At 68.0% G+C, this 25,571-nt stretch carries 20 protein-coding genes, 6 tRNA genes, 8 pseudogenes and 1 riboswitch; of the genes and pseudogenes, 11 read left to right on the forward strand and 23 right to left on the reverse strand.

Translation table 11 applies throughout. The annotated features are described in order from the left end of the window. Positions 1–69: 69 nt before the first annotated feature. The 8 genes and pseudogenes from lgt to hisI form a co-directional block, all read right to left on the reverse strand. Positions 70–1,223: pseudogene (gene lgt / locus ACPEE0_RS11325) on the reverse strand (prolipoprotein diacylglyceryl transferase). Positions 1,224–1,226: 3 nt separating this feature from the next. Beyond that, on the reverse strand, positions 1,227–2,021 hold the full coding sequence (gene trpA, locus ACPEE0_RS11330) for a tryptophan synthase subunit alpha (protein WP_424575274.1): 795 nt from the start codon (positions 2,019–2,021) through the stop codon (positions 1,227–1,229). Between the two features lie 47 nt (positions 2,022–2,068). Next, positions 2,069–3,388 (reverse strand): tryptophan synthase subunit beta, encoded by a 1,320-nt coding sequence (gene trpB, locus ACPEE0_RS11335; RefSeq protein ID WP_424574522.1) that lies wholly within the window; start codon positions 3,386–3,388, stop codon positions 2,069–2,071. A gap of 122 nt (positions 3,389–3,510) precedes the next feature. After that, positions 3,511–4,332: an indole-3-glycerol phosphate synthase TrpC gene (gene trpC / locus ACPEE0_RS11340; protein WP_424574523.1), complete on the reverse strand. Its 822-nt coding sequence runs from the start codon at positions 4,330–4,332 to the stop codon at positions 3,511–3,513. Next, on the reverse strand, positions 4,332–4,619 hold the full coding sequence (locus ACPEE0_RS11345; protein WP_009358182.1) for an HGxxPAAW family protein: 288 nt from the start codon (positions 4,617–4,619) through the stop codon (positions 4,332–4,334). The genes trpC and ACPEE0_RS11345 overlap by 1 nt, the downstream gene beginning before the upstream one ends. A gap of 106 nt (positions 4,620–4,725) precedes the next feature. Next, positions 4,726–5,318: pseudogene (locus ACPEE0_RS11350) on the reverse strand (Trp biosynthesis-associated membrane protein); the annotation flags it as partial. Between the two features lie 43 nt (positions 5,319–5,361). Then, positions 5,362–6,924, reverse strand: a complete 1,563-nt coding sequence (locus ACPEE0_RS11355; protein WP_424574524.1) for an anthranilate synthase component I — start codon at positions 6,922–6,924, stop codon at positions 5,362–5,364. Positions 6,925–7,038: 114 nt separating this feature from the next. Beyond that, positions 7,039–7,491 (reverse strand): phosphoribosyl-AMP cyclohydrolase, encoded by a 453-nt coding sequence (gene hisI / locus ACPEE0_RS11360; RefSeq protein ID WP_424574525.1) that lies wholly within the window; start codon positions 7,489–7,491, stop codon positions 7,039–7,041. A 111-nt stretch (positions 7,492–7,602) separates the two neighbouring features. Here hisI and ACPEE0_RS11365 point away from each other — a divergent pair, with 111 nt between their 5' ends. Further along, positions 7,603–8,247, forward strand: coding sequence for a TIGR03085 family metal-binding protein (locus ACPEE0_RS11365; RefSeq protein ID WP_354176310.1), 645 nt, complete (start codon positions 7,603–7,605; stop codon positions 8,245–8,247). A 103-nt stretch (positions 8,248–8,350) separates the two neighbouring features. Here the strand turns inward: ACPEE0_RS11365 and hisF are convergent, their stop codons facing one another. The 14 genes and pseudogenes from hisF to ACPEE0_RS11435 all read right to left on the reverse strand — a co-directional run bounded on the left by hisF (position 8,351) and on the right by ACPEE0_RS11435 (position 19,699). Continuing rightward, positions 8,351–9,127 (reverse strand): imidazole glycerol phosphate synthase subunit HisF, encoded by a 777-nt coding sequence (gene hisF / locus ACPEE0_RS11370; protein WP_009358177.1) that lies wholly within the window; start codon positions 9,125–9,127, stop codon positions 8,351–8,353. Between the two features lie 49 nt (positions 9,128–9,176). Beyond that, positions 9,177–10,037: an ATP phosphoribosyltransferase gene (gene hisG, locus ACPEE0_RS11375; protein WP_133350834.1), complete on the reverse strand. Its 861-nt coding sequence runs from the start codon at positions 10,035–10,037 to the stop codon at positions 9,177–9,179. A gap of 91 nt (positions 10,038–10,128) precedes the next feature. After that, positions 10,129–10,392, reverse strand: coding sequence for a phosphoribosyl-ATP diphosphatase (locus ACPEE0_RS11380; protein WP_009358176.1), 264 nt, complete (start codon positions 10,390–10,392; stop codon positions 10,129–10,131). 103 nt (positions 10,393–10,495) lie between these two features. After that, positions 10,496–10,984: a 6,7-dimethyl-8-ribityllumazine synthase gene (gene ribH / locus ACPEE0_RS11385; RefSeq protein ID WP_009358175.1), complete on the reverse strand. Its 489-nt coding sequence runs from the start codon at positions 10,982–10,984 to the stop codon at positions 10,496–10,498. Between the two features lie 17 nt (positions 10,985–11,001). Continuing rightward, positions 11,002–11,744, reverse strand: a pseudogene (ribA, locus tag ACPEE0_RS11390) (GTP cyclohydrolase II). Beyond that, a pseudogene (ribB, locus tag ACPEE0_RS11395) lies at positions 11,741–12,450 on the reverse strand (3,4-dihydroxy-2-butanone-4-phosphate synthase). The pseudogenes ribA and ribB overlap by 4 nt, the downstream one beginning before the upstream one ends. Positions 12,451–12,494: 44 nt before the next feature. Then, entirely contained in the window at positions 12,495–13,133 is a 639-nt protein-coding gene (locus tag ACPEE0_RS11400) for a riboflavin synthase (RefSeq protein WP_424574526.1), read from the reverse strand. After that, positions 13,133–14,271 (reverse strand): annotated as a pseudogene (gene ribD, locus ACPEE0_RS11405) (bifunctional diaminohydroxyphosphoribosylaminopyrimidine deaminase/5-amino-6-(5-phosphoribosylamino)uracil reductase RibD). The gene ACPEE0_RS11400 and the pseudogene ribD overlap by 1 nt, the downstream one beginning before the upstream one ends. 239 nt (positions 14,272–14,510) lie before the next feature. Continuing rightward, positions 14,511–14,661, reverse strand: a riboswitch (FMN riboswitch). Between the two features lie 39 nt (positions 14,662–14,700). Further along, positions 14,701–15,378 (reverse strand): ribulose-phosphate 3-epimerase, encoded by a 678-nt coding sequence (rpe, locus tag ACPEE0_RS11410; RefSeq protein WP_035752874.1) that lies wholly within the window; start codon positions 15,376–15,378, stop codon positions 14,701–14,703. Positions 15,379–15,480: 102 nt separating this feature from the next. After that, the gene (locus tag ACPEE0_RS11415; RefSeq protein ID WP_424574527.1) at positions 15,481–17,082 is read right to left on the reverse strand and encodes an RsmB/NOP family class I SAM-dependent RNA methyltransferase; all 1,602 of its coding nucleotides are present in this window, start codon (positions 17,080–17,082) and stop codon (positions 15,481–15,483) included. Continuing rightward, positions 17,079–17,999, reverse strand: a complete 921-nt coding sequence (fmt, locus tag ACPEE0_RS11420; protein ID WP_424574528.1) for a methionyl-tRNA formyltransferase — start codon at positions 17,997–17,999, stop codon at positions 17,079–17,081. The genes ACPEE0_RS11415 and fmt overlap by 4 nt, the downstream gene beginning before the upstream one ends. Next, on the reverse strand, positions 17,996–18,598 hold the full coding sequence (gene def, locus ACPEE0_RS11425) for a peptide deformylase (RefSeq protein ID WP_009357997.1): 603 nt from the start codon (positions 18,596–18,598) through the stop codon (positions 17,996–17,998). The genes fmt and def overlap by 4 nt, the downstream gene beginning before the upstream one ends. 63 nt (positions 18,599–18,661) lie before the next feature. Then, positions 18,662–19,522: a cytochrome gene (locus ACPEE0_RS11430; RefSeq protein WP_424574529.1), complete on the reverse strand. Its 861-nt coding sequence runs from the start codon at positions 19,520–19,522 to the stop codon at positions 18,662–18,664. 102 nt (positions 19,523–19,624) lie between these two features. Beyond that, positions 19,625–19,699 (reverse strand) — tRNA-Val (locus tag ACPEE0_RS11435). Between the two features lie 306 nt (positions 19,700–20,005). Here ACPEE0_RS11435 and ACPEE0_RS11440 point away from each other — a divergent pair. From ACPEE0_RS11440 to ACPEE0_RS11470, 7 genes are all read left to right on the forward strand, one after another. Then, positions 20,006–20,078 (forward strand) — tRNA-Gly (locus ACPEE0_RS11440). A gap of 47 nt (positions 20,079–20,125) precedes the next feature. After that, a tRNA-Cys gene (locus tag ACPEE0_RS11445) sits at positions 20,126–20,196 on the forward strand. 39 nt (positions 20,197–20,235) lie between these two features. After that, positions 20,236–20,307 (forward strand) — tRNA-Val (locus ACPEE0_RS11450). Between the two features lie 52 nt (positions 20,308–20,359). Continuing rightward, positions 20,360–20,432, forward strand: a tRNA-Gly gene (locus tag ACPEE0_RS11455). A gap of 42 nt (positions 20,433–20,474) precedes the next feature. After that, positions 20,475–20,546: transfer RNA gene (locus ACPEE0_RS11460), tRNA-Val, on the forward strand. 173 nt (positions 20,547–20,719) lie between these two features. Continuing rightward, entirely contained in the window at positions 20,720–20,983 is a 264-nt protein-coding gene (locus ACPEE0_RS11465) for an antitoxin (protein WP_424574530.1), read from the forward strand. A 161-nt stretch (positions 20,984–21,144) separates the two neighbouring features. Then, a complete protein-coding gene (locus ACPEE0_RS11470) occupies positions 21,145–22,368 on the forward strand; it encodes a benzoate/H(+) symporter BenE family transporter (protein ID WP_424574531.1) in 1,224 nt (407 codons plus the stop codon). Positions 22,369–22,371: 3 nt separating this feature from the next. Here ACPEE0_RS11470 and zapE read toward each other — a convergent pair. Next, a pseudogene (zapE, locus tag ACPEE0_RS11475) lies at positions 22,372–23,410 on the reverse strand (cell division protein ZapE). A gap of 229 nt (positions 23,411–23,639) precedes the next feature. On the opposite strand from zapE, the gene ACPEE0_RS11480 reads away from it, so the two are divergent. From ACPEE0_RS11480 to ybaK, 3 genes and pseudogenes are all read left to right on the forward strand, one after another. Beyond that, positions 23,640–24,566 carry a sulfurtransferase gene (locus ACPEE0_RS11480; RefSeq protein WP_424574532.1) on the forward strand — a complete coding sequence of 309 codons (927 nt, stop codon included), beginning with the start codon at positions 23,640–23,642 and terminating at the stop codon, positions 24,564–24,566. Positions 24,567–24,597: 31 nt separating this feature from the next. After that, positions 24,598–25,060: pseudogene (locus tag ACPEE0_RS11485) on the forward strand (SufE family protein). A 13-nt stretch (positions 25,061–25,073) separates the two neighbouring features. Continuing rightward, positions 25,074–25,567 (forward strand): annotated as a pseudogene (ybaK, locus tag ACPEE0_RS11490) (Cys-tRNA(Pro) deacylase). Positions 25,568–25,571 lie beyond the last annotated feature (4 nt).

Genomic DNA, 25,571 nt, shown 5'->3' on the forward strand with positions numbered 1-25,571 from the left:
CCCATGCCACGACATTGTGGTTTCGGGAGCTCCGAGCGGTGGCTCTGCTGCCCTGCGTGAGGCCGGCGCTCACTTGCTGGTGCCGGCCTCCGATGCGGATCCTGTGGCTGTGCTGCCGGAGTGTCCGGCAGCCGTGGCATCCGTCCCCGGCTTGGAGCCGGAGGGTGCCGCCGTGGCCTTTTCCGTGGGGGCGGAATCAGGCCTGGAACCGTTTTGGTTATCAGGGAGATTATCACGCGATTCACTATCTGAGACAACCGGGTCCGCATCACGGACCCGTCTTCGGTGGCCCCGGCGTCCCCGGTCACGGCCGGTTTTGCCGGTTCCCGCCCCGGAAGATAGACGGTATCGGGCTCCGGGCGGCCCTTCCTGCCCAGCAGGATGAAGACGGCCAGCGCAGTCACAAAGACGAAAATACTGGTCCAGACATTCAGGCGCGTGGTGAGTCCGAAGAGCGAGATCTGTTCCGCGTCATCGATCCGCATGGCCTCGATCCACACCCGTCCCAGGGTGTAGTACATGGCGTACAGCCAGAACAGCCGGCCGCGGCGGAAGTTGAACCGGCGGTCCAGGACGAGCAGGAGCGCGACGCCGGCAAGGTTCCAGAGTGATTCGTACAGGAACGTCGGGTGGAACAGGGTGCCGGCGGGAACGCCCGCGGGGAAGTTCGCGTTGTCGGCGTCGATCTGCAGGCCCCACGGCAGCGTGGTGGGCCCGCCGAAGAGTTCTTGGTTGAACCAGTTGCCCCAGCGGCCGATGGCCTGGGCCAGCAGGAGGCCGGGCACGGCAGCGTCCATGAAGGCGGGAAGCCTGACGCCTGCCCGGCGGCAGCCGATCCAGGCGCCGACGATGCCGAGCACCACGGCACCCCAGATTCCCAGGCCGCCGCGCTGGATCTGCGGGATGAGCGAGAGGTCGCCGGTGCCATCGAAGCCCGGGCCGAAGTAGGCGTCGGGAGATGAGAACACGTGGTACAGGCGGCCACCGATGATGCCGAACGGGATGGCCCACACCACGATGTCCCAGACGCTTCCTTCAGGCGCGCCGCGCTTGGCCCAGCGGACCGAGGTCAGCCAGAGGCCTGCAACGATGCCGGCCAGGATGCAGAGGGCGTAGGCGTGGATGCGCAGCGTCCCCCACGGCAGCGGGATGTCGAATCCGGACCAGTCCGGGCTGGGAATGCTGGCGGGCACCAGGACTGCTGCCTGGAGGAGGCTCTGCATTGGTTAGGCTTCTTCCCTGGCAAGTCCGGAGCTGAGCTCCCTGGTCAGCGATCCGACGGCGTCCACGCCGCCGTTGCCCAGTGCTGACACCAGTGCGGTGCCCACAATGACGCCCTCGGCGTAGGCGGCAATTTCGCGGACCTGCTCGGCGTTGGAGACGCCCAGGCCGACGCAGACGCGTTCCGCGCCGGCGTCGTGCGCCGCGGCCACGACGTTCCGCGCGGCGGTGCTCACCGAGGAACGGGCGCCGGTGACGCCCATGATGGAGACGGCGTACACGAAGCCGCGGCTGGCGTCGACGGTCCGCTGCATGCGCTCGGCAGTGGACGACGGCGCTACGAGGAACACGCGGTCCAGCCCGTATTTGTCAGAGGCGGCCATCCATTCGTCGGCCTCGTCCGGGATGAGGTCCGGCGTGATGAGCCCGGCTCCCCCGGCTTCGGCCAGGCGGCGGGAGAACTCGTCCACGCCCATCCGGACCACGGGGTTCCAGTAAGTCATCACCAGGACGGCGGCGTCAGTCCTGGCGGTGATGCCGGCGACCACGTCGAAGACCTGCCGGACGGAGAAGCCGTTGGCCAGCGCCTGCGTGGTGGCGGCCTGGATGACCTGGCCGTCCATCACGGGATCGGAGTACGGGATGCCGATTTCGATCAGGTCGGCACCGTTCTCCGCCAGGGCGATGCCTGCGGCGATGCTCTCCTCCACGGTCGGATACCCGGCGGGCAGGTAGCCGACGAGCGCGGCACGCCCCTCGGCCCGGGCCTTGTCGATGGCCGCTGCCGACTTGCTGGTCATCTGCGTCTTGCCGGCCGTCTGTGCGCTGCCGTCAATTCCTGCACTGCTCACAGCTGCTCTCCCTCTTTGCCGATTTCCGATTCCGCGGAGTCCTTGTCCAACAGGTTGAACCACTCGGCGGCGGTGGCCACGTCCTTATCGCCACGGCCGGACAGGTTCACGATCACGATCTTGTCCCGGGCGGCAGCGGCGTCTTCCGCGGCGAGCCGCTGGCCCACCTTGATGGCCCCGGCAAGGGCGTGCGAGGACTCGATGGCGGGAATGATGCCCTCGGTGCGGCAGAGGAGGCGGAAGGCCTCCATGGCCTCGCTGTCCGTGATGGGCTCGTAGTTCACCCGCCCGATGTCGGCGAGGTAGGAGTGCTCCGGACCCACACCCGGGTAGTCAAGGCCCGCGGAGATGGAGTGCGACTCGATGGTCTGGCCGTCGTCGTCCTGCATGAGGTAGGAGCGGGCGCCGTGGAGGACGCCCGGCTTGCCCAGGGTGATGGTGGCAGCATGGCGTCCGGTGTCCACGCCGTCGCCGCCTGCTTCGAAGCCGTAGATCTTGACGGACGGATCATCGAGGAAGCCGTGGAAGATGCCGATGGCGTTGGATCCGCCGCCGATGCAGGCGCACACGGCGTCCGGAAGGCGGCCTTCCTGCTCCAGGATCTGGGCACGCGCTTCCTCGCCAATGACCTCGTGGAAGTAGCGGACCATGGCGGGGAACGGGTGCGCCCCGGCGGCGGTGCCCAGCAGGTAGTGGGTGTTGTGCACGTTGGCCACCCAGTCGCGCAGGGCGTCGTTGATGGCGTCCTTAAGGGTCTGCGAACCGCTGGTGACGGGGATGACGGTGGCACCCAGCAGTTCCATCCGGGCAACGTTCAGGGCCTGCCGGCGGCAGTCCTCGGCACCCATGTAGACCACGCACTCCAGCCCCATCAGGGCTGCGGCCGTGGCGCTGGCCACGCCGTGCTGGCCGGCGCCGGTTTCGGCGATGACGCGGGTCTTGCCCATGCGCTTGGCGAGCAGGGCCTGGCCCAGCACGTTGTTGATCTTGTGCGATCCGGTGTGGTTGAGGTCCTCGCGCTTGAGGAACACCCGCACTCCCCCGGCATGTTCGGAGAACCGCTTGGCTTCGGTCAGCAGCGAGGGGCGGCCCGAGTAGTTCTTGTTCAGGTCCGCGATCTGGGCCCGGAAGTCGGGATCGTTCTTCGCCTTCTCGAAGGTCTCCTCGAGTTCGTCCAGGGCTGCGATGAGGGACTCGGGCATCCAGCGTCCGCCGTAGTTGCCGAAGTACGGCCCCGGAGCGTGCCGGAGGGAGCCGCCCGCCAGGAATGCGTCCGCGGCCTTGTTGTCAGCGTTTCCTGAGGGTGCGTCGGCCATCAGTCCCGTCCTGTTCGAAGTTGATCGGTCAAAAAGTATGGTCCGGCCGGGGCCGGAAGGAAGGTGCGGCATCGCTGCCCTCGGACGCGGCCCTGCGGCCGCCTGGCGGGCAGCGCGGCCGGTCAGCCGCGGGCGGCGATGGCGGCCGCGCCGGCGGCCGTGAACTCCGCGATCCGCTCACGCGGGGTGGAGTGGCTTACCAGCGCCTCCCCGACCAGCACCGCGTTGGCGCCGCTGGCGGCGTAGTGCGTGACGTCGTCGGTGTCCCTGACACCCGATTCCGCCACGACCAGCGCACCGGCCGGAATGCGTCCGGCGAGGGATGCGAACAGGGAACGGTCGACGTCGAGCGTCTTCAGGTTCCGCACGTTGACGCCGATGATGCGGGCCTTGGCCGCGGCGGCGCGTTCGATTTCCTCTGCGGTATGCGTTTCCACCAGCACGTTCATGCCGAGCTCGGCGCTGAGGGCGCTGAATTCGTTGAGCTGGGCGTCGGAAAGCGCCGCAACGATGAGCAGGATGAGGTCCGCGCCGTGGGCGCGGGCTTCCCAGATCTGGTACTCGTCCAGCGTGAAGTCCTTGCGGAGCAGGGGGACGTCGACGGCGGCACGGACGGCATCGAGGTCCGCCAGGGACCCGTTGAAACGGCGCTGCTCGGTGAGGACGCTGATGACGGAAGCCCCGCCGTCGGCATACTGCCGGGCGAGCGACGCGGGATCGCCGATGCTGGCGAGGTCGCCCTTGGAGGGGCTGCGCCGCTTGATTTCCGCAATGACCTTGAGCTCGCTGCGGGCCGGCGACGGACCGCCAAGCGCGGCCCAGGCGTCGCGGGCAGGCGCAGCGGCCTGGGCCCGGTCCTTCAGTTCAGCCAGCGAAACGAGCCGCTTCCTGGCCTCCATATCCTCCCGGACACCGGCGTTGATGTCGTCGAGAACTGTTGCCATCAGTGACCGGAGTTCTTGAGCTTGCTGCCTTCGACTCCGTAGCCTGCCTTGCGCATGACGTAACCGAGGATGAGGCCGAGCACCATCACGCCGGCGCCGACGATGAAGATGGGGGTGCTGGCGATGACGAACGCGATCGATGCGATGAGCGCGCCCACCAGCATGGTGATGACACAGGTCCAGGCGGCGGGGCTATTGCCGTGGCCGAGTTCCTGGCTGTGGTCGATGGCGCCGGGGGCTACCGTGCGGGTGCCGGACTTGGAAACGGACGCAGGTGCTTTGCTCATGGAAAATCTCCTCAGGATGAATACTGCTTACATTCTGCCATTTTTTGGGCCGTGACCTGTTATCGGCGGCCGCCCTGCCGTCACCGGCTGCGGGGCTATGCCAGGGTCAGGTGGGATCGTCCCCCCGGGAGAGCCGGTCCCAGCTGTCGATCTCGTCCACCGGCCCCGCCGCGGGAGCACTGCCCGCCGCCGCCGGCGCGTCGTATTTGGTTCGCGTCTTCCAGTGCCGGCCCGCGGGAATGATGAGCAGGGCCGCCAGTGCCAGCAGGCAGCCGGCGGCGACGGCGAGGGTGGGGAAGGCGGTGACGTCCACCTGCGCCTGGCTGCCGCTCACGCCTGTCGCGGCCGCAATGGAACCCTGTGCTGCGGCGAGGGGATCGGCGAGCACGGTGGCAGCGGCGGCTATGATGCCTGCCGAGGCGAGGACGATGATGGCGGTGATGACCCACCGGGCGATCCTGCCTGCGATTGCCGCGGCCAGTCCCCCGGCCAGCGCCACCAGGGCCAGCGCGGTCACCGTGGTGGCGGCATCGCTGCCCTGCACCTTCAGCGGTTCCTGTCCGGTACCTGCCTGGCCCACCTGTTGGGATCCAGGGTGACGGTCATCCAGGTCTGGGTGGTGGTGCCGAAAACCGCCAGCGCCAGGACCGCGATGAGCAGCACCAGCGTTGACTTCCGCGCCCAGGCGGGCGCAGCCCTCTTCCGCTGCCGGCCTGCCCGGACGCCGTTTCCTGCTGGGGCATCAGGCGTCGGTCCCGCCGGGCAGTGACTCCGCGGAAATGTTCTGCAGCGAGCCGGCCGTGTGGACTGCGCGGAGGGGTGCCGCGGCCTTGTTGACGGTTTCGAGCGCCTCCGTGGGATTCACCGAGTCCGCAACGATGCCGCCGCCCGCCTGGACGTAGGCACGGCCGTCCCGGAGCAGCGCCGAGCGGATGGCGATGGCCATGTCCATGTCGCCGGCGAAATCGAGGTAGCCCACCACGCCGCCGTAGATGCCACGGCGGTGCGGTTCCAGTTCGTCAAGCAGGCGCAGCGCCCGGGGTTTAGGGGCGCCCGACAGCGTGCCGGCAGGGAAGGTCGCCTTGAGGACGTCGTAGGCCTTGGCCTGCGGCGCCAGCTGGCCCACCACCGTGGACACCAGGTGCATGATGTGGCTGAAGCGCTCCACCTCCATGAACTGGGTGACGTCCACCGTTCCGGCCACGCAGACCTTGGACAGGTCGTTCCGGGACAGGTCGACCAGCATCAGGTGCTCGGCGCGTTCCTTCTGGTCGGCCAGCAGTTCCTCGGCAAGTGCCTTGTCCGCCTCCACGGTCTTCCCGCGGGGCCGTGATCCGGCGATGGGGTGCGTGATGACTTCCCCGCCCGTGACGGTGACCAGGGCCTCGGGTGACGAGCCCACGATGGAGTACTCCCGGCCGTCGGCGTCCGCCAGGCTGAAGATGTACATGTAGGGGCTGGGGTTGGTGTTGCGCAGCACCCGGTACACGTCCAGCGCTGAGGCCTTGCACTCCATCTCGAACCGCCGCGAGATGACCACCTGGAAGACTTCGCCGTCGACGATGGCTTCCTTGCCCCGGTCCAGGGCGGCCAGGTATTCGTTTTCGTCCCAGCGTTCCTGGACACTGGAGGCAAAGTCCAGGGCAGCCGGAGCGAGCACCGACACGGGCTGGGCCAGGGGGCTGCTGACCTTGGCCAGGAGGGCCTTGACCCGGGCCACGGCGTCATGCCAGGCCTCGTCAACGCGTTCGGAGCTGTTGTCAAAGTTGATGGCGTTGGCGATCAGCAGCACGGTGCCGTCCACATTGTCATGGACCGCCATGTCGGTGACCAGGTTCAAGGCCATTTCGGGCAGGTGCAGGTCATCTTCGGGAGGGCTGACCAGCCGCTCCCAGTGCCGGACGGTTTCCCAGCCCAGGAACCCCACCAGGCCGGAGGTGAACGGCGGGAGCCCCTCGAACCGGTCCGTGCGCAGGGCTTCGATGGTGTCGCGGATGGCGTCCACCGGGCTGCCGTCCACCGGCACTCCGGCGGGCGGCTCGCCCAGCCAGTGCGCGTTGCCGTCCTTGGTGGTCAGCGTGGCCCGCGACCGCGCGCCGATGAACGAATAGCGGGACCAGGCTCCGCCCACGGCCGCGGATTCCATGAGGAACGTCCCGGGCTGGCCCTGGGCCAGCTTGCGGTACAGGCCGATGGGGGTCTCGGCGTCGGCAAGCACTTTGAGCCGGACGGGGATGACGCGGCTGTGGCCGGCGAGTTCCCGGAACTCCTCCAGGCTCGGGCTGATGGTTCCAAGGTCCTGCATGGCTATGTTTCCGCCTGTTCTCGTGAGGGCCGGCAGCGCCGGACGCCTTAATTTTCCTGCAGCGGGCCGCGGCTGCCGCTATCGTACGGACGCCGGCAGGGCCGCCGGTGCGGTTCAGACCGCCTGGGCCGTGGTGACGTTCAGTTCCCTGCCGTCGAAGCAGGTGCGGGTGCCGGTGTGGCAGGCGGCACCCACCTGGTCCACGCGCACCAGCAGTGCGTCGCCGTCGCAATCCACGGCGACGGACTTCACCCACTGGACATGCCCGGACGTGTCCCCCTTGCGCCAGTACTCCTGGCGGGAGCGCGAGTAGAAGGTGACACGGCCCGTGGTCATGGTGCGGTGGAGGGCTTCGTCGTCCATCCAGCCAAGCATCAGGACCTCGTTCGTGTCGTACTGCTGCACCACGGCGGCCACCAGGCCTGCGCTGTCCCGCTTCAGGGCGGCTGCCAGCTCCGCGGGGAGCGGGCCTGCGTCAGCGGCGGCGGGGCTTCCGGGCACGGCGGAACCGGAGGCTTGGACGGTGGTTTGGACAGTGGTTTGTGCGGGGGCGGGCTGCTCAGACATCAGGTCAAGTCTAGTGCCTTCGGCGGAGCCGTTCCGGATGTGAACAACGGCACGCCAGCGGCGCCCGGGAAGCTGCCCAACTTCGCGCCTGTCGTGCTAGTTTTCCAAGTGATGCATTTCGTCGAACCGTCCCGAGAAGTCCTGGCCGAGACCCTGCTTGCGGCCGGTCCTGATGCGCCCACGCTGTGCAAGGGCTGGCGTACCAGGGATCTCGCCGCGCACCTTTACCTGCGGGAGCGCAAAGCCGCCGTGGGGCTGGGCCTGATCATCAAGCGGCTGGCCAAAGCCTCGGACCAGGCCACGGCAGCCCTCGCGGCCAAGTTGACCACTGCCGAGGACTACGCCCGGCTGGTCAACACATTCCGGTCGGGCCCGCCGGCATTCTCGCCGATGAAAATCAAGGCCCTGGACGAAAGCTCCAACCTCATCGAATACTTCGTGCACACGGAGGATGTCCGCCGGGCCGTTGACCGCTGGGCTCCCCGGGCCCTGGACGAGGCCTATTCGGACGCCCTCTGGGATGAACTGGTCAAGCGTGCCGCCATCCTGTACCGCGGCGTGGACCTCGGCATCGTCCTGGTGCGCCCGTCGGGTCCCCGCCACGTCGCCAAGCGCGCGCCGGTGTCCGTGGCCATCGTCGGCGAGCCGGGAGAACTGCTCATGCACGCCCACGGCCGCACGCGCCACGCCCTGGTCACCTTCGAGGGCCAGCCGGACGCCGTCGCGCTCCTCCAGTCCGCCGAAGTGGGGCTGTAACCGAATTCGGTGATTGAGCCTGTCGAAATCCGGTTTCGACAAGCTCAACCAACCGGTTTCGACAAGCTCAACCAAGGGGTTTCGACAAGCTCAACCAACGGTTTTAGCGGACTTCGAAGCCTGCGGCCCTGATGGCGTCCTTGACCTGGTGCATCATGTCGTTCGGGCCCCAGTGGAAGATCGAGGCCGCCAGTACGGCATCGGCACCCGCGGCCACTGCCGGCGGGAAATGTGCAGGCTCGCCGGCCCCGCCGGAGGCGATCAGCGGCACCTTCACAGCGGCGCGCACGGCCCTGATCATCTCCAGGTCGAAGCCGTCCTTGGTGCCGTCGGCGTCGATGGAGTTCAGCAGGATCTCCCCCACGCCCCGGTCCGCCGCTTCCCTTGCCCATTCGATGGCGTCGATCCCGGTGCCGGTGCGGCCGCCGTGGGTGGTCACTTCGAAGCCCGACGGCGTGGGCTGCGACCCCGGGCGGGTGCGCCGGGCGTCGACGGACAGGACAAGGACCTGCGAGCCGAAGTGCCGGGTGATTTCATCGATCACGTCCGGACGCGCCACCGCGGCGGTATTGATGGCAGCCTTGTCCGCGCCGTAGCGCAGCAGCTTGTCCACTTCGGCCACGCCGCGGACGCCGCCGCCCACGCACAGCGGAATGAACACTTCCTCTGCGGTGCGGCGCACCACGTCGAAGGTGGTTTCGCGGTTGCCGGATGAGGCGGTGACGTCAAGGAACGTCAGTTCGTCGGCACCGGCGTTGTCGTAGCGGTGCGCCAGCTCCACGGGGTCGCCGGCGTCGCGGAGGCCCTCGAAGTTGACACCTTTGACGACGCGCCCGGCGTCCACGTCAAGGCAGGGAATGACGCGTACTGCTACTGCCATGGGAAACTCCTGGAAATCTTGGTGGTCCTGCTGCGCTGGGTGGAAGGGCTCAGATGCGGCAGGCGTGGATGCTGCTGACCAGGATGGCACGGGCGCCGAGGTCGTACAGCTCATCCATGATCCGGTTGGTTTCCTTCTTGGGCACCATGGACCGGACGGCCACCCAGTCCGAATCCCGCAGCGGCGACACGGTGGGCGACTCCAGGCCGGGGGTCAGCGCGGCGGCCTTCTCCACGAGTTCCTTGCGGATGTCGTAATCCATGAGGACGTACTGCCGCGCCACCAGGACGCCCTGCAGGCGGCGGATGAGGACGTCGATTTCCCGGGCGGTGCCGTTGGCGGCCCCACCTTCCCCGGTGCGGCGGATCAGGACGGCCTCGGACTTGAGGATGGGTTCGCCGAAGATTTCCATTCCGGCGGCCTTGAGAGTGTTGCCGGTCTCCACGACGTCGGCGATGGCGTCGGCCACGCCCAGGCGGACGGAGGATTCCACCGCGCCGTCCAGGCGGACCACCTTGGCGTTGATGCCGCGCTCGGCCAGGTAGCCGCGGAGGAGTCCGTCGTAGCTGGTGGCCAGGCGCTTGCCCTCGAGTTCCTCGGCGGCGGAGAAGTCGCCCACCGGACCGGCGAAGCGGAAGGTGGACGCGGCAAATCCCAAGGGAAGCAGTTCTTCGGCCTCCACCTCGGCGTCCAGCAGCAGGTCCCGCCCGGTGATGCCGACGTCGAGCGTTCCCTGCCCCACGTACACCGCGATGTCGCGGGGACGGAGGAAGAAGAACTCGATGTCGTTGTCCGGGTCCACCATGACCAGCTCACGGGTATCGCGGCGCTGGCGGTATCCGGCTTCGGACAGCATGGCGGAGGCGGCTTCGGACAGGGATCCCTTGTTCGGGACGGCTACTCGCAGCATTGGGGATGTTCTTTCTGGATTGGAAGGTCTGGGTGTTCAGGCAGTGCAGGCCACAGGGAGCACGGCGGCGGGAGGCGCGCCGGGCCGGTGGCTACAGATGCTTGTAGACGTCTTCCAGGGTCAGGCCTTTGGCGAGCATCAGGACCTGCAGGTGGTACAGCAACTGGGAGATTTCCTCGGCCGCGGCTTCGTCGGATTCATATTCGGCAGCCATCCATACTTCGGCTGCTTCCTCAACGACTTTCTTGCCGATGCCGTGAACACCGGACTCCAACTCAGCGACGGTGCGGGAGCCTTCCGGGCGGGTGGCTGCCTTCTCGCTGAGCTCAGCGAACAGCGTCTCGAAATTCTTCACACCCTCCAGCCTACTTGCTGCGGGCCGGAGGGCGCTTCCCGGGCCGTAGCATGACGGGCGCGATGTGAGGGATCACACACGCGCCCGCCATCCTGCGGTCCGTTTAGTTTTTGTACTGCTTGAGGACGACGGCGGTGGCCAGCGCCGCGGTGACCGCCTCGTGGCCCTTGTCTTCCTTGGAGCCCGGCAGGCCGGCGCGGTCCAGGCCCTGCTGTTCGGTGTCGCAGGTAAGGACACCGAAGCCCACCGGCACGCCGGTGTTCACGCTGACGTCGGTGAGTCCCGACGTCGCGGCCTGGCAGACGTAGTCAAAGTGCGGGGTACCGCCGCGGATGACGACGCCGAGCGCCACCACGGCGTCGAAGTGCGGTGCGAGCCGGGCGGCGGCAACGGGAAGCTCGAAGCTGCCGGGAACGCGCAGGACGGTGGGCTCGCTGATGCCGGCGTCCTTGGCGGCGCGGAGGGCCCCGTCGAGGAGTCCGTCCATGATCTGGGTGTGCCAGCTGGCTGCCACGATGGCCAGCCGCAGCTGGGAAGTTTCGGCCGGGCTCAGGGTGCTGAGGTCGATGTCGGGGGCGCCGTGTCCGCTCATAGGTACGTTGTTTCCGTTCAGTCTTGTTCGTGGATGAGGGTGTTCGGGGTGGTGACGGGCACGGGTGCGACGTGCGTGTCCAGGAGGAGGCGGTGCTCCATCCGGTCCTTCTTGGTCTGCAGGTAGCGGATGTTCTGGTCGCGGGAAGGCACCTCGGTGGGAACCATTTCCACCACCTTCACGCCTGCCCTGGCCAGCCGGTTCTGCTTGTCCGGGTTGTTGCTCAGCAGGCGGACCTCGTGCAGGCCCATTTCGGCGAGGACCTGGGCGGCGGCGTTGTAGGACCGTGCGTCAATGGGCAGTCCCAGCTGCTCGTTGGCTTCGACAGTGTCGAACCCCGCCTCCTGCAGTGCGTAGGCCTTGATCTTGTTGGCCAGGCCGATGCCGCGGCCCTCCTGGCCGCGGAGGTACAGCAGGGTTCCGCCTTGTTCATGGATCAGCTCCAGGGCGTAGGCGAGCTGCTCGCCGCAATCGCAGCGGTAGGAGCCGAAGACGTCGCCGGTGAGGCATTCGGAGTGCAGCCTGACCAGCGGGGCCTTGCCGTCGCCGGGCGGGTTGGGGAACTGACGGCCAGGTGTTCAACACCGGTGGCCAGGTCCGTCCAGGCCTGTGCCACGAAGTCGCCGAAGGCTGTGGGCAGCTGCACGATCGGGCCGCCGCTGACAGGATGGGGCACAACCCCGCTGCCGGTCCGCCCGCTGTGGTGGGCGTCCTGGTGGTGGCCATCCTGGTGGCCGTTGCTGGCCGCAGATGCCGTCATCGTTCCTCCTTCTCCCCGGCCGGTGCAGGCCGTACTCCGTGCTCCGGAGCATCCCCCGCCCCGGTTGCAAGGTACCCCACCAGATCTTCGATGGAAATCAGGGGGCAGCCATGCTCCGCCGCGAACGTCCGAAGGCCGTCCAGGCGCATCATCTCGCCGTCGTCATACACCACTTCCGCGATGACGCCCACGGGCTCCAGGCCTGCGAGGCGGCACAGGTCCACCGCGGCCTCTGTGTGGCCGGGGCGTTCCCGCACACCTCCGTCAACTGCCCGGAGCGGAAAATATGCCCCGGACGGGTGACCGAGGCCGGCCCGGCCTGCGGGTCGGCCAGGACGCGCGCGGTAAGGGCGCGGTCAGTGGCGGAGATTCCCGTGCTGACGCCAACGGCGGCGTCGCAGGAAACTGTGTATGCAGTGCCCTTGGCGTCCTCGTTGACCGCCACCATGGGAGGCAGCGCGAGGGCGTCGGCCCGTTCGCCGGACAGCGGGACGCAGATGACCCCGGAGCTGTACCGGATGGTCCAGCCCATCAGGGCCGGCGTGGCGTGCTGGGCCGCGAAGATGATGTCGCCTTCGTTTTCCCTGTCCTCGTTGTCCACCACGAGGACAGGTTTGCCGGCCGCGATGGCACGGACCGCGGTTTCGATGGAATCCAGGACATGCCCGTGTCCTGCGACGGCTCCGAGGACGGTTTCCGGTGCCACGGCTTCAGGCGCCCCTGTTTCCGGCTTCAGCCGGACGGCGGCGTTCACAGTGCACCGCCGGCGGGTGCGGAGGAACCGCGGAAGGCCAGGAGGCGCTCGGTGTATTTGGCCAGCACATCCACCTCCAGGTTGACGCGGCTGCCGGTCTGCTTGGCGCCCAGGCCTGTCTCGGCCAGGGTGGTGGGGATGAGCCCCACTTCAAACCACGGCTCCGCTTCCGCTGCGTCGCTCACGGCCGTCACGGTGAGGGACACGCCGTCAATGGCAATGGAACCCTTTTCCGCGATGTAGCGGGCAAGGTTTGCCGGCACGCCGAACCGCAGCCGCTCCCAGTTGCCCAGCGGCTCGCGCTCCAGGAGCACACCTACGCCGTCCACGTGTCCCTGGACAACGTGGCCGTCCAGCCGTCCGCCGGCCGGAACGCAGCGTTCCAGGTTGACGGAGTCGCCGGGGGCCAGCTCACCGGTGGTGCTGCGGACCAGGGTTTCCCCCATGACGTCCACGCTGAACTCCTTGCCGTTGATTTCGGTGGCCGTGAGGCAGACGCCGTTGACTGCGATCGAGCCGCCCAGGGCAAGGCCCTCGGTGGTGCCGGGTGCGTGGAGCCGGATAGTGGCGCTGGTATCGCCGTCCCGGTCAACGGACACCACGTGCCCTTGTTCGGCAATAATTCCTGTAAACATCAGTGGCCTCCCTGGGCTTGCTCCGCGCTGTGGCGGGACGGTTGTGGATCAAGGGCAACAGAACGTTGCGGTCGTAAGTGAAGTCGAAGGTCACGGCCCAGCGTGCGCACGGCGCCGCCGTCGGACGGGTCCCATTCCCACTGCTGGGCATCGGGAAGGCTGGTGATGCCCAGGCCGTTGAGGGCGGGCGTGCCCGAGCCCAGCAGCGTGGGGGCCAGGTAGACGACGAGTTCGTCGACGAGACCTGCCGTGAGGAAGGCACTGAGGATGCGGGAACCCCCCTCCACCATGACGTGCCGGGCGCCGGAGGCGTACAGCAGGGACAGCGCATCGTGGGCGTCCCGGGTGGGCAGATGGACGGCGAGGCCGTCTTCCCCGCGGATGGCGGCGTCGGCCGGAATCTCCCGGAGCCCCATGACGGCGCGGACGGGCTGCTTCGCGGCCGGCACCCCCTGCGGGTCCCGGGCGGTCAGCCGGGGGTTGTCCACGAGCACCGTCTGGGTGCCCACCAGGATGGCATCGATGCGGCCGCGGATGGCGTGGTTGTCAGCCAGTGATTCCGGGCTGGAGATCCACTGGCTGGTGCCGTCCTCGGCGGCGATGCGGCCGTCGAGGGTCTGCGCGATATGGAGCGTCACGAAAGGGCGTTTTGCGGCCACTGCCTCAAACCATCGCCGGTTCAGGTCCAATGCTTCCTCGGCCCCAGGCCGCTGCGGACGCGCACGCCGGCGTCACGCAGGGTGGCTGCCCCGCCGGCAGCGGGATCGTGGGGATCATCCACGGCATACACCACGTCCGTGATGCCGGCGGCAATGATCGCCTCAGTGCAGGGTCCGGTGCGGCCCACGTGGTCGCAGGGCTCCAGTGTGACCACCATGGTGCAGCCGGCCAGGTCCAGCCCGGCGGCCTTCGCCTGCGCGATTGCGTCGGCTTCGGCATGGGCCGTTCCGGCGCCGCGGTGGTATCCGGTGACCAGCGGGAGCCCGTCAGGACCAATTACGACGGCGCCCACCAGCGGGTTTGCCCCCCGCGGCCCCTGCAGGGCTGCTTCGAGCGCAGCCTCCATGGCGGAGGTTTCGGCGGGGGTGAAGGCTGTGACGGTCCCGCTGGCCGGCCGGAGGTCCGGGTGTCCTGCCATGTGGCCGGCCACTGGCCGGCCGGAGGTAAAGGGCAGCGCAGACGGCGGGTTGCTGACCGTCATGCGGTGACCGCTGGACTCGTGGTGGCAGCTGCGGAGGCAGCGGCAGTTTCGGCATCATCAAAGAGCCATCGCATGGGGTTCATTCCTGCGTCGTTCCTTCCCTTTCGAACCGCGATGGCTCCGGGGGTATACGACAGCAGAACGCTGCGGGACCGCACGGCCCTGCAGATACAGCTGTACGTGCTTCTCTCATCCAGACTTTAACTGTCGGTACCGGAATTTCACCGGTTCAACCGTCCGCCGGGCCTTCTCCTGGGAGAAGCACCGGCTCGCGGGTCGCGGACTGTCACCGCCGGTTCGGACTTACACCGACCCCGGAGCACGTATGTGTTTTGTTATTGTGCCACAACAGAATGGGGTGCCCTGTTATTCCGTCGCCGAGCGTAACGTCCGCGCGCCCTTTTCCCGCAGCCTGTCGATGGCGGCAGCGGGATCGTCGGCACCGTAGACAGCGGAACCGGCCACGAAGACGTTGGCCCCGGCTTCCGCTGCACGCGTGATGGTCTCCTCGGTGATCCCGCCATCCACCTGGATGGCCACGCCCACTCCCGAACCGTCGATGGCCGCCCTGGCCCGGCGGATCTTGGGCAGGGTGATGTCCAGGAACGCCTGGCCGCCAAAGCCGGGCTCCACGGTCATGATCAGCAGCATGTCCAGTTCGGGCAGCATATCCAGGTAGGGCTCCACCGGCGTGGCGGGCCGCAGGGCCATCCCCGCCTTGGAGCCCCGGCTGCGGAGTTCGCGGGCAAGCTTCACCGGGGCGATCGACGCCTCGGCGTGGAACGTGACCGAGGCCAGGCCGGCGTCGGCGAATCCGGGGGCCCAGCGGTCGGCATCGGCGATCATCAGGTGCGCGTCCAGCGGCACCGGGCTGACGGCCTGGATGCGCTGCACCACGGGGAGCCCGATGGTCAGGTTGGGCACGAAATGGTTGTCCATCACGTCCACGTGCACGGCGTCGGCATTGCTGATGCGCTGCAGTTCAGCCTCGAGGTTGACGAAGTCGGCGGAGAGGATGCTCGGGTTGATGCAGCATTGCGTCACGGGGATGCCTTTCACTAATTCTGGTGGAGGAGTCGGTCAGGGGGCGTGCCCGGCTTGGGGCAGCCACTGCCGCGGTTGCGCCGGGTCAGGCCTTCTTGCGGATCAGGCCTTCTTGCGGATGAGGGCCAGGAACATGGCGTCGGTGCCGTGGATGTGCGGCCAGAGCTGCGCCGTGGATTCGTGGCCGGCGCCCAGGTCTCCGGTCAGGCTGACGGCGTCGAGGGCAGCTCCGGCGTCCAGGAGCTCAAGGTCGTCACGCTTGCGGAGGGCATCCGCCACCACGGCCTTGGTCTCAGCAGGATGGGGCGAGCACGTCACGTATGCCACCACTCCCCCGGGCCGGACGGCGGCCAGTGCCGAGGCAAGGAGTTCGCGCTGCAGGGGTGCGAGGTCCGTCAGGTCCTTCGGTGACCTGCGCCAGCGGGACTCCGGCCGGCGCCGGAGCGCGCCGAGGCCGCTGCAGGGAACGTCCACCAGGACCCGATGGTAGGACTCCGGCTGCTCGGCACCGACCTCGCGGCCGTCGCCGGTGCGCACCTGCCACGTGTCCCCCGGTACTGCGGACAGCGCCTGGCTGACGAGCTTGGCGCGGTGCGGGGCCGGCTCGTTGGCCAGCAGGGTGGCTCCGCGTTCCCGGGCAAGGGCGCCCAGAAGGGCGGCCTTGCCGCCGGGGCCGGCGCAGAGGTCCAGCCATGCTTCGCCGGTACCGGCGCCGCCCGGGCCGAGGTCCAATGCGGCCATGGCCCGGGCCACGAGCTGCGAGCCGACGTCCTGGACGCGGGTGGTGCCGTTGCGGACCGAGGCGAGCCGGCCAAGGTCTCCGCCGCTGGACAGGGCGGATCCCTCCACGAGTTCACCGGGTGTGGCGCCGCTTTCCAGTGCCTCGTCCAGGTTTCCCAGCCCGGGCAGGGCCACGAGGTTGACCACCGGGGCGGCGTTGTCTGCCTCCAGGAGCTTGTCGATTTCCGCCGCCGGACGGCCGTGCGCCACGAGGGACTGCCGCATGGCACGGACGATCCATTCAGGGTGGGCGTGCCGCAGCGCGGCGATCCGGGTCTGGTCGGTTTCGCCCTCCACCAGGAGGTCCAGCCATTCGTCCAGGCTGCGGGCGGCGACTTTACGGAGGACGGCGTTGATCAGGGCCGATGGTCCGGCCCCGATCACTGCCCTGGCGAGCCCTACGGTCTGGTCAAGGGCGGCATGCGCAGGGACCCGCATGGCGAGCAGCTGGTGGGTTCCGATGCGCAGGGCATCAAGGACGGCGGGGTCCAGCTGGTCCAGCGGCCGGTCCACGCACCGCGCCAGGATGGCGTCGTAGGTCCCCTGGCCCCGGAGGGCGCCGTAACTGAGTTCCGTGGCGAAGCCGGCGTCACGCTTGTCCAGCCCGTGGTGCCGGATCCGGGCCGGCAGGACCAGGTTTGCGTAGGCGTCCTCGGCCGCCACCGCGCGCAGGACCTCGAAAGCCACCAGCCGCGCCGGATCGGCCCGCCGGGTGCGCTGGGACGGAGCGCTTTCGGTGAAGTTCCGCTGCGGTCCGCGGTTGCGTTCGCGGCCCTGTGCGTTGCGCCGGCTGTTGTCCCGGGGGCCGCCCTTGCCGCGGCCACCCCGGTGGGCGCCGTGGCCGGAATTGCCGCCTTGACCGCCGGCGTTGCCCCTGCCTCCGGTATTGCCGGGTCCGCCCTGATTTCCGCTGGAACCGCTCATTCGAATACCACGCCTTCCAGTGAAGCCAGGCCGCGTGCCCAATCAGCAGCGGACATCATCTTTTTCCCGGCGGGCTGGATCCGGGTCAGTTCAACGGCATGCGAGCCCGTGCCCACCAGGACGCTCTTGCCGTGCAGGGATACGGCGCCGGGCGCCAGCCCGTCCACGTCGGACCGAAGCCGGACCGGTTCCAGTTTCACGCGCTGGCCGCCCAGGATCGTCCAGGCGCCCGGCTCCGGAGTAACACCGCGGGCCTGCCGGGAGATGGCGAGGGCAGGGTGGGTCCAGTTGAGGCGGCCGTCCTCAAGCGTGAGTTTCGGCGCCAGGGAAACGTCGCCGGACTGAGGGACGGCGGACGCCGTTCCTGCCTGGATGGCCGAAAGGGTTTGCGCCAGGAGGACAGCGCCGCTGCGGGAGAGCCGTTCCAGCAGTTCCCCGGCGGTGTCCTCCTGTCCCACTGTCTCGGTGAGGGTGCCGAAAACGGGACCGGTATCCAGCCCTTCCTCGAGCTGGAACGTGACAGCCCCGGTGATATCGTCCCCGGCCATCACGGCGCGCTGCACGGGCGCTGCGCCGCGCCAGGCGGGCAGCAGGGAGAAATGCAGGTTGACCCAGCCGTGCCGGGGTATGCCGAGGGCGGCAGGCGGAACGAGGCCCCCATAGGCGACGATGGCCGCGACATCCGGTGCGGCTTCCGCGATCCTGGCCGTGGCTTCGGCGTCGACGCGGGACGCCCGGATCACGTCGATACCCAGTTCCGCGGCCCGCGCGGCAACCGGCGACGGCGTCAGCACGCGTTTACGCCCGATGGGGGCGTCCGGGCGGGTCAGCACGGCAACGACGTCGAAGCCGGCCTCCACCAGGGCGTTCAGGGAGGGGACGGCAACGGCGGGAGTGCCCGCGAAAAGGACCCTCACCCGGCGCTGCCGGCGGCGCCGGGTCCGAAGCTGGAGCCGCCAAAGCTCGCGCCGCCGAAGCTTGAGCCGACGGTCTTGGCGCGTTTGGCCGTGGTCCGTTCCGTCACGGCGTCGTAATTGGCGTTGCGGATGGAGCGCAGGGCGGCCTTCCGGTCCTCCCCCTCCAGCCGGTCGGTATAGAGGATGCCGTCCAGGTGGTCGTTTTCATGCTGGAAGCAGCGTGCCAGCATCCCTTCGGCGTCGACGGACACCGGGTTGCCGTGGATGTCCACGCCGGTCACGCGGGTTGCCCGGAACCGCCGCACCGGGAAGCCGAGGCCTGGAATGGAGAGGCAGCCTTCCACCTCGTCCTCCTGGTAGTCGGTGCTGTTTTCCAGCACCGGGTTGACGATATGCCCTTCAACGCCGCCGATACGGTACGTGAAGACGCGCTGGCTGACGCCCACCTGGGGCGCGGCAAGGCCTGCGCCGTCCACGTCCTCCATGGTTTCGGTCATGTCGGCGACAAGTTTGGCAAGCTCGGGTCCGAATTCCGTCACGGGCTCGGCGACTGTGCGCAGCACGGGATCGCCGATGATGCGGATATTCAGGATAGCCATGCGCTGTTTTTCCTCACGGTTGCGGCAAAGGGGACCAATACAGTTTAGGTGCAGTAACCGCCGTCAGGCCGTCCGGGCAGGCACCAGGGGCGGCGGGGCGATGGGCAGCAGCGCTGTTCCGGCGCTGATCGTGTCCGCCGACAGCTCCCATACCCGGCGAAGGGCGCAGAACTTCCACCAGTGGTGCTTGAGGACCTCGGGGTTGGCCCGCACGGGACGGACTTCTGTTTCGCCGATGGCCACTGCCAGCAGCACGGGGTTGTCACCGTACTTCCAGGGCTCCCAGGTTCCCGCGGCCGGATCCACCAGGCTTTCCTCTGCCTTCATCCCCGCCACCAGCTGCATGACCACCTTGTTGTCCAGCGGTTTCACCGTGCCGTCACGGGTTGTGCCCTTGGTCTTGTAGTCGATCAGGCAGACGCGGCCGTTGATGCGGGCAACAAGGTCCAGCGTTCCGGCGTACCCCACGGAGTTGTTCCACACTGTGATTTCCGGGGCGATGGGTTCCACCCGGAAGAGCTCCCACCATTCGTCGAACCGGACGGCGAACGCCTCTTCACCGTTGGCCGCCAGGGCTTCCCGGGCTTCCTTCATGGCGTGGGGGCGGCCGAGTGCCCGGAGGGCAACCTGTTCACAGTAGTAATGCACCCGGTCCCCGCGCCGGGCTGCCTCATCCCGGTAGGTTTCTGCAGCCTTGGCGGCCCGGTTGATGGCCTGCTTGATTTTGGCCGGGCTTCCCAGGCAGTCCGCCAGCAGGGGATCTTTCGCCAGGCTGCTGGCCCCCATGTATCCGAACCACCCGTCCATGCCATGCGGCTGCTGGCTGATGACGGTGGTAATGGACGGCACGGAAAACTCCTCCGACGTGGACCGGGCGTACATCCGGCCGTATTCCGTGGCGTGGGCAAGAAGCGGATCAGTCATGGAAAAGACTCTTTCACAGGGGGCCGACAAAGTCTCCGGGCGATGGTCCGGGCACAAAAAGGTCCGCTTCCCCTGCTCAATGAGCGGAAACGGACCAATCTTTGGTGGGCGATACTGGGTTCGAACCAGTGACCTCTTCGGTGTGAACGAAGCGCGCTACCACTGCGCCAATCGCCCTGATGCATTTGAATGCTAGCCCACGTTTCCGCCATTTCAAAAATCGGCGGCCGGCGGGCATCGGCTTTCCCTGGATGGACACTGGGAAGCCCGCAGGAAGGTGCCCCCTATAGGAGAACCCCGGCCCGCCGCCGTCGGGAATTACACAGCTGTAACTCGGCCACTTCCGCGCCATTGCAGGGAAGCAGGCGCATTGCCGCCGCCCACGGAACCCCCGATTTGGAGATTCCCGGAACCTCCTATATTGTTTTTACTCGTTGGAACGCGAGGAAATGCCGGGAACGGCAGCGAATCACCCTCCAAAATGCGGACGTAGCTCAGCTGGTAGAGCACCACCTTGCCAAGGTGGATGTCGCGAGTTCGAATCTCGTCGTCCGCTCGCAGGACACTGTCACAGCAACGGTTCCCCGGAATCAGCGCTTACACGGTGGGTTGGCCGAGAGGCGAGGCAGCGGCCTGCAAAGCCGTATACACGGGTTCGAATCCCGTACCCACCTCGGTGAAAACCATGGTTTCCGGATCCAATCCGGTGCAATGGGCGATTGGCGCAGCGGTAGCGCGCTTCCCTGACACGGAAGAGGTCACTGGTTCGATCCCAGTATCGCCCACTCGGCAAGGTCACTTGCCACAACGCAGTCCGGTTTCGGCCGGAACGCACATGCGGACGTAGCTCAGCTGGTAGAGCACCACCTTGCCAAGGTGGATGTCGCGAGTTCGAATCTCGTCGTCCGCTCTCTTACCTTTTACACAACCCATATGCCGGTCTTCCGGTTCCGGGCGATTGGCGCAGCGGTAGCGCGCTTCCCTGACACGGAAGAGGTCACTGGTTCGATCCCAGTATCGCCCACACATTGCAGCAGCTCTCCGGAGCTGCTTTTTTGTTGTCCGTGACCCTCATTCCCCGGGATTGCGCTGCCGGCGAACGGCCAAAGCTTCCGATGTCCTTGGCAGGCCATTCCGGCAGGTCTAGGATCGAATGCGCGAGGAGCGACCTGGCTCCGCGATTGAAGGGAGGTGCTCGTGGGACTATTTGACGATCTAAAGGGCAAGGCTCAGGGTCTCATCCGTGGCAACGAGCAGGCTATCAAGAACGGCATCAGCAAGGCCGGTGATTTCGTCGATACCAAGACCGGAGGCAAGTACTCGGGCCACGTCGACAAGATCCAGAATGGCGCTTCCAAGCTCATTGACAAGAACGGAACCCCGGGACAGGCACCTGCCGCCGGGCAGGTTCCTCCGGTGCCTCCCGTCAACCCGGTTCCGCCGGCTGACAGGACTCCGTAAAGGATTTGGCCAGGGCTTTGCCCTAGTACGTCAACGGGGCGCGGGTCCCGCCGGGAGGCGGCACCCGCGCCTTCGGCGTTAACCGGCCCCCCTCCGCGCCCTGATGGGGCCCGGGCTGTCCGAATTCCTGCCACGCCGTCCGGCACCGATAACCTGCGGATATGGCGAAGTCCCCCGCATCCCTCAAACCGCATCCGGCCGGCGCAGCATCCAGGCTGGATTCGCGGCCCATTGTCGCGGGCATCGTCACAGCCCTGGTGGGCTTCACCTCATCGTTCGCCGTTGTCCTGGCCGGCCTGAAGGCCGTGGGCGCCGATCCCGCCCAGGCAGCCTCCGGCCTGCTGGCACTTACGCTGGCCGTGGGCCTCGGTGTTGTGCTGCTGGCCTGGCATTCCAGGGTCCCGGTCACCCTCGCGTGGTCCACACCCGGGGCGGCGCTGCTCGCCGCATCCGGAGCGGCCGACGGCGGGTGGCCGGCCGCGGTCGGGGCGTTCCTTGCCACCGGGGTACTGATCGCCCTGACCGGCCTGGTACCGGCGGTGGGCCGGCTGATGGCGCGGATCCCGACGTCGCTGGCACAGGCAATGCTCGCCGGTGTGCTCCTGCAGCTGTGCCTTGCGCCCTTCAAGGCCCTGGGCACCGTCCCCCTGTTCGTGGGTCCGGTCATCATCTGCTGGCTGCTGCTGATGAGGTTCGCTCCCCGCTGGGCCGTTCCGGGTGCCCTGCTGGTGGCCCTCGGAGTGATTGCCATTGCACTGGCGGCCGACGGGACCGCCCTCCCGCACACAACTTTGCTGCCCACGCTGGCCTGGACCACCCCGTCGTTCAGCCTGCAGGCGATGGTGGGCATAGCCCTGCCGCTGTTCGTGGTGACCATGGCCTCGCAGAACGTGCCCGGTGTGGCAGTCCTGCGCTCCTTCGGATACGACACGCCGTGGCGGCCGGCCATGCTGGTGACCGGCGCGGGAACTGCCCTTGGAGCGTCCTTCGGTGGCCATGCCATCAACCTTGCCGCGCTGAGCGCCGCGCTTGCCGCGGGCGAAGAGGCAGGCCATGACCGGACCCGCCGGTGGGTCGCCGGTTTCACTTCCGGCCTGGCGTACCTGGTCCTGGCTGCCTTCTCGGCGGCCCTCGTGACCCTGGTCAACGCCGCGCCCGTGGGGATGCTGGAAGCCGTGGCCGGACTGGCGCTGCTGGGGACCCTGGCCGCCGCAGTTTCCGCTGCACTGGCGGATCCCGAGGACAGGATTGCCCCGTCCGTCACCTTCCTGGCAGCGGCGTCCGGCCTGGCGTTCCTGGGCATCGGCTCGGCCTTCTGGGCACTGGCTGCCGGCCTGCTGGTCCGCGCCGTCCTGAAGCCCCGCCTCCCCCGGGCTGCCGGCTAGAAGCTAGGAGGGTTCGTGGTTCTGGCCCTCGCGGGCCAGGGCGGTGAGGCGCGATACGGCACGGAAGTACTTCTTCATGTAGCCGCCCGTCATCATTTCCTCGGTGAAGAGCTTGTCGAACGGGACGCCGCTGGCAAGGATGGGGACGTCCTTGTCGTAGAGGCGGTCGGCGAGCACCACGAACCGCAGTGCCACGGCCTGCTCGGTGATGGTGTCCACGTTGCGCCACACCACGCCGTCGATGCCGTCGATCAGCTGCCGGTAACGGCTGGGGTGGACGCCCGCGAGGTGGTGGATCAGCGTGGAGAATCCGATCCTGGGCCACCGTCTTGCCGTCGAACTCCGCCTTCATGTGCGAGGAGAGCTCGCTGTTCTTCAGCGGGGCCGGCGCTGCGGGCAGCCCGCGGTGCCGGAAGTCCTCGCCGTCGATCCGGATGACGTCGAACTGGTCCGCCAGCACCTGGATCTCGCGCTGGAAGTCCACCGCGGCGAACCGACCGTCGCCCAGGGAACCCGGCAGGGTGTTGGACGTGGCCGCAAGCTTGACGCCGGCGTCGGCCAATTCACGCATCAGCCGGGACATCAGGACTGTGTCGCCCGGATCATCCAGTTCGAACTCGTCAATGCAGACCAGCTTGTAGCTGCTGAGCGCATCCACGGTCTTCCGGAAGGACAGGGCGCCCACCAGGTTGGTGTACTCAACGAACGTGCCGAAGGCCTTGGGGCCCGGGGAGGCGTGCCAGAGCGAGGCCAGCAGGTGTGTCTTGCCCACGCCGAAGCCGCCGTCCAGGTAGATCCCGGCGCGGGACTCGTCCTTCTTGCCGAACAGCTTCTTGAACAGGCCGCCGCCGTTGGCCGATCCCACCCCGTCGGCGAAACCCTGGAGTGCCCGGACTGCGGCGGCCTGGCTCGGCTGCTTGGGATCCGGACGGTAGCTGGCGAATGACACCTGGCCGAACCGCGGCGAGGGATAGAAGCCCTGGAGGAGTTCATCCACCGAAACTGCCGGGGTGCGGGCGGCAAGCTGTTCGATCTGTACCAAGGTGGTCCGTTCTGCTGGTAGGAGGTCCCCAGAAAGGATACCGGCAATGCGGTGCCGCGCCTTGTGCCAGGGCCCGCTGCCGGCGCCGCAGTGACGAAGGCAACATTTCGTCCTGTTAACGGAATACGGACAACGCGCGGGGCGCTGGCTAGTGTGGGAGCAGGTCCCGACGCCGGTGCCACTCCAGGTCCAGCGGTCCTCCCGTGTCTCTAATGAAAGGCCATCACCAATGCCCTACCCCGTTGAGCAGAACGAGAAGTTCGCCGCCTACGCCCACCCCGAGCGCCTGGTCTCCACCGAATGGCTGGCCGCAGCCCTCGCGGACGGTGCCGTGGCGAACGGCGGCCTCGTGGTCGTGGAGTCCGACGAGGACGTGCTCCTGTACGAAACAGGCCACATCCCCGGCGCCGTGAAGATCGACTGGCACACGGACCTGAACGACGAAGTGACCCGGGACTACGTGGACGGTGCCGCCTTCGCCAAGCTCGCGGCGTCGAAGGGCATTTCCCGGGACACCACCGTTGTCATCTACGGCGACAAGTCCAACTGGTGGGCCGCGTATGCCCTGTGGGTCTTCACCCTCTTCGGCCACGAGGACGTCCGGCTGCTCGACGGCGGCCGGGACAAGTGGATTGCCGAAGGCCGGGAACTGACCAAGGACAAGCCCGCACCCGCCCCCGGCAACTACCCCGTGGTGGAACGCGATGACGCCCCCATCCGGGCGTTCAAGGAAGATGTCCTGGCGCACCTCGGCACCGGACCGCTGATCGACGTCCGCTCCCCCGAGGAGTACACCGGCCAGCGCACGCACATGCCCGCCTACCCGGAGGAAGGCGCCCTGCGCGGCGGCCACATCCCCACCGCCGCATCCGTCCCCTGGGCCCGCGCCGCGGCAGCTGACGGCACCTACCGCAGCCGCGAGGAACTCGAGGCCATCTACCTGGGCGAAGCAGGCCTCACCGCCGGCGACGACGTCGTGGCCTACTGCCGCATCGGCGAGCGTTCCAGCCACACCTGGTTCGCCCTCAAGTACCTCCTGGGCTTCGAGTCCGTGCGCAACTATGACGGCTCCTGGACCGAGTGGGGCAACGCTGTCCGCGTCCCGATCGTCAAGGGTGCCGAGCGCGGTTCCGTTTCCGTCCCGGCAGGAGTCTGACGCGGGCACCGCCCCGCGTAAACTTGGATTGATGACTACTCAAGCCTTGCCGTCCGCCCTGGCGGCCATCGTCGACGACTTCCAGGCCCTCAGCGAACCCGAGCGGCTGCAGCTGCTGCTGGAGTTCTCCGAGGGACTGCCGGCGCTTCCTGAGCGGCTGAACGACCATCCCGAGCTCCTGGAGCAGGTGGTGGAGTGCCAGTCGCCGCTGTTCCTCACCATTGAGACGGAGAAGTACGACGGCGGGCAGGCGCCTGCCGTGCGCCTGCACTTCAAGGCCCCGGCCGAGGCCCCCACCACGCGCGGGTTCGCCGGCGTCCTGCATGAGGGACTCGACGGGTTGTCGCCCGAAGAAATCCTTCTCGGTGCCGGATGACATGCCCGAACTTCTCGGCCTGACCCGGGCCATCACGCCGCTGCGCATGCGCGGCATGACGGCAATGCTGGGAAGGATCAAGCGCAAGGTCGCCGCTGCCAGCGGCGTCCGCGCCTGATCCGCCGGCACCGGTGGCACGCAAGAGCGCCTCAACGGGAACCCCGGCCACAGCGGCACTGACCGCGGCCGGGTTCCCTTTGTGCTGCACCCCTATGCGCACGATCCCTCGGCGGCCAGCTACGGGGCCGAAGCCGCGGAAGTCCTGGGCGTTGATCCGGCCCGCGTGTTCAAAACGCTGATGGTCGAGGTGGAGGGAAAGCTGGCGGTGGGGATCGTGCCCGTCAGCGGCAGCCTCGACCTGAAGGCCTTCGCCGCCGCCATGGGGGCGAAGAAGGCGGCGATGGCAGACCCGACGGCGGCCCAGCGCCGCACCGGGTATGTCCTGGGCGGCATCTCCCCGCTTGGCCAGCGCCTGCCCTCCCCCACTGTGCTGGACTCCAGCGCCCTCACGCTGGAAACCCTGCTTGTTTCCGGCGGGAAGCGTGGCCTGGATATCGAGCTCGCCCCGGCGGACCTGGTCCGCCTGACCAGCGCCGCCACGGCACCCATCAGTTCCCTGGCCTAGCGGC

Origin of the sequence: Arthrobacter sp. SD76, from assembly GCF_049726125.1 — a bacterium.
Lineage (GTDB): Bacteria > Actinomycetota > Actinomycetes > Actinomycetales > Micrococcaceae > Arthrobacter > Arthrobacter nitrophenolicus.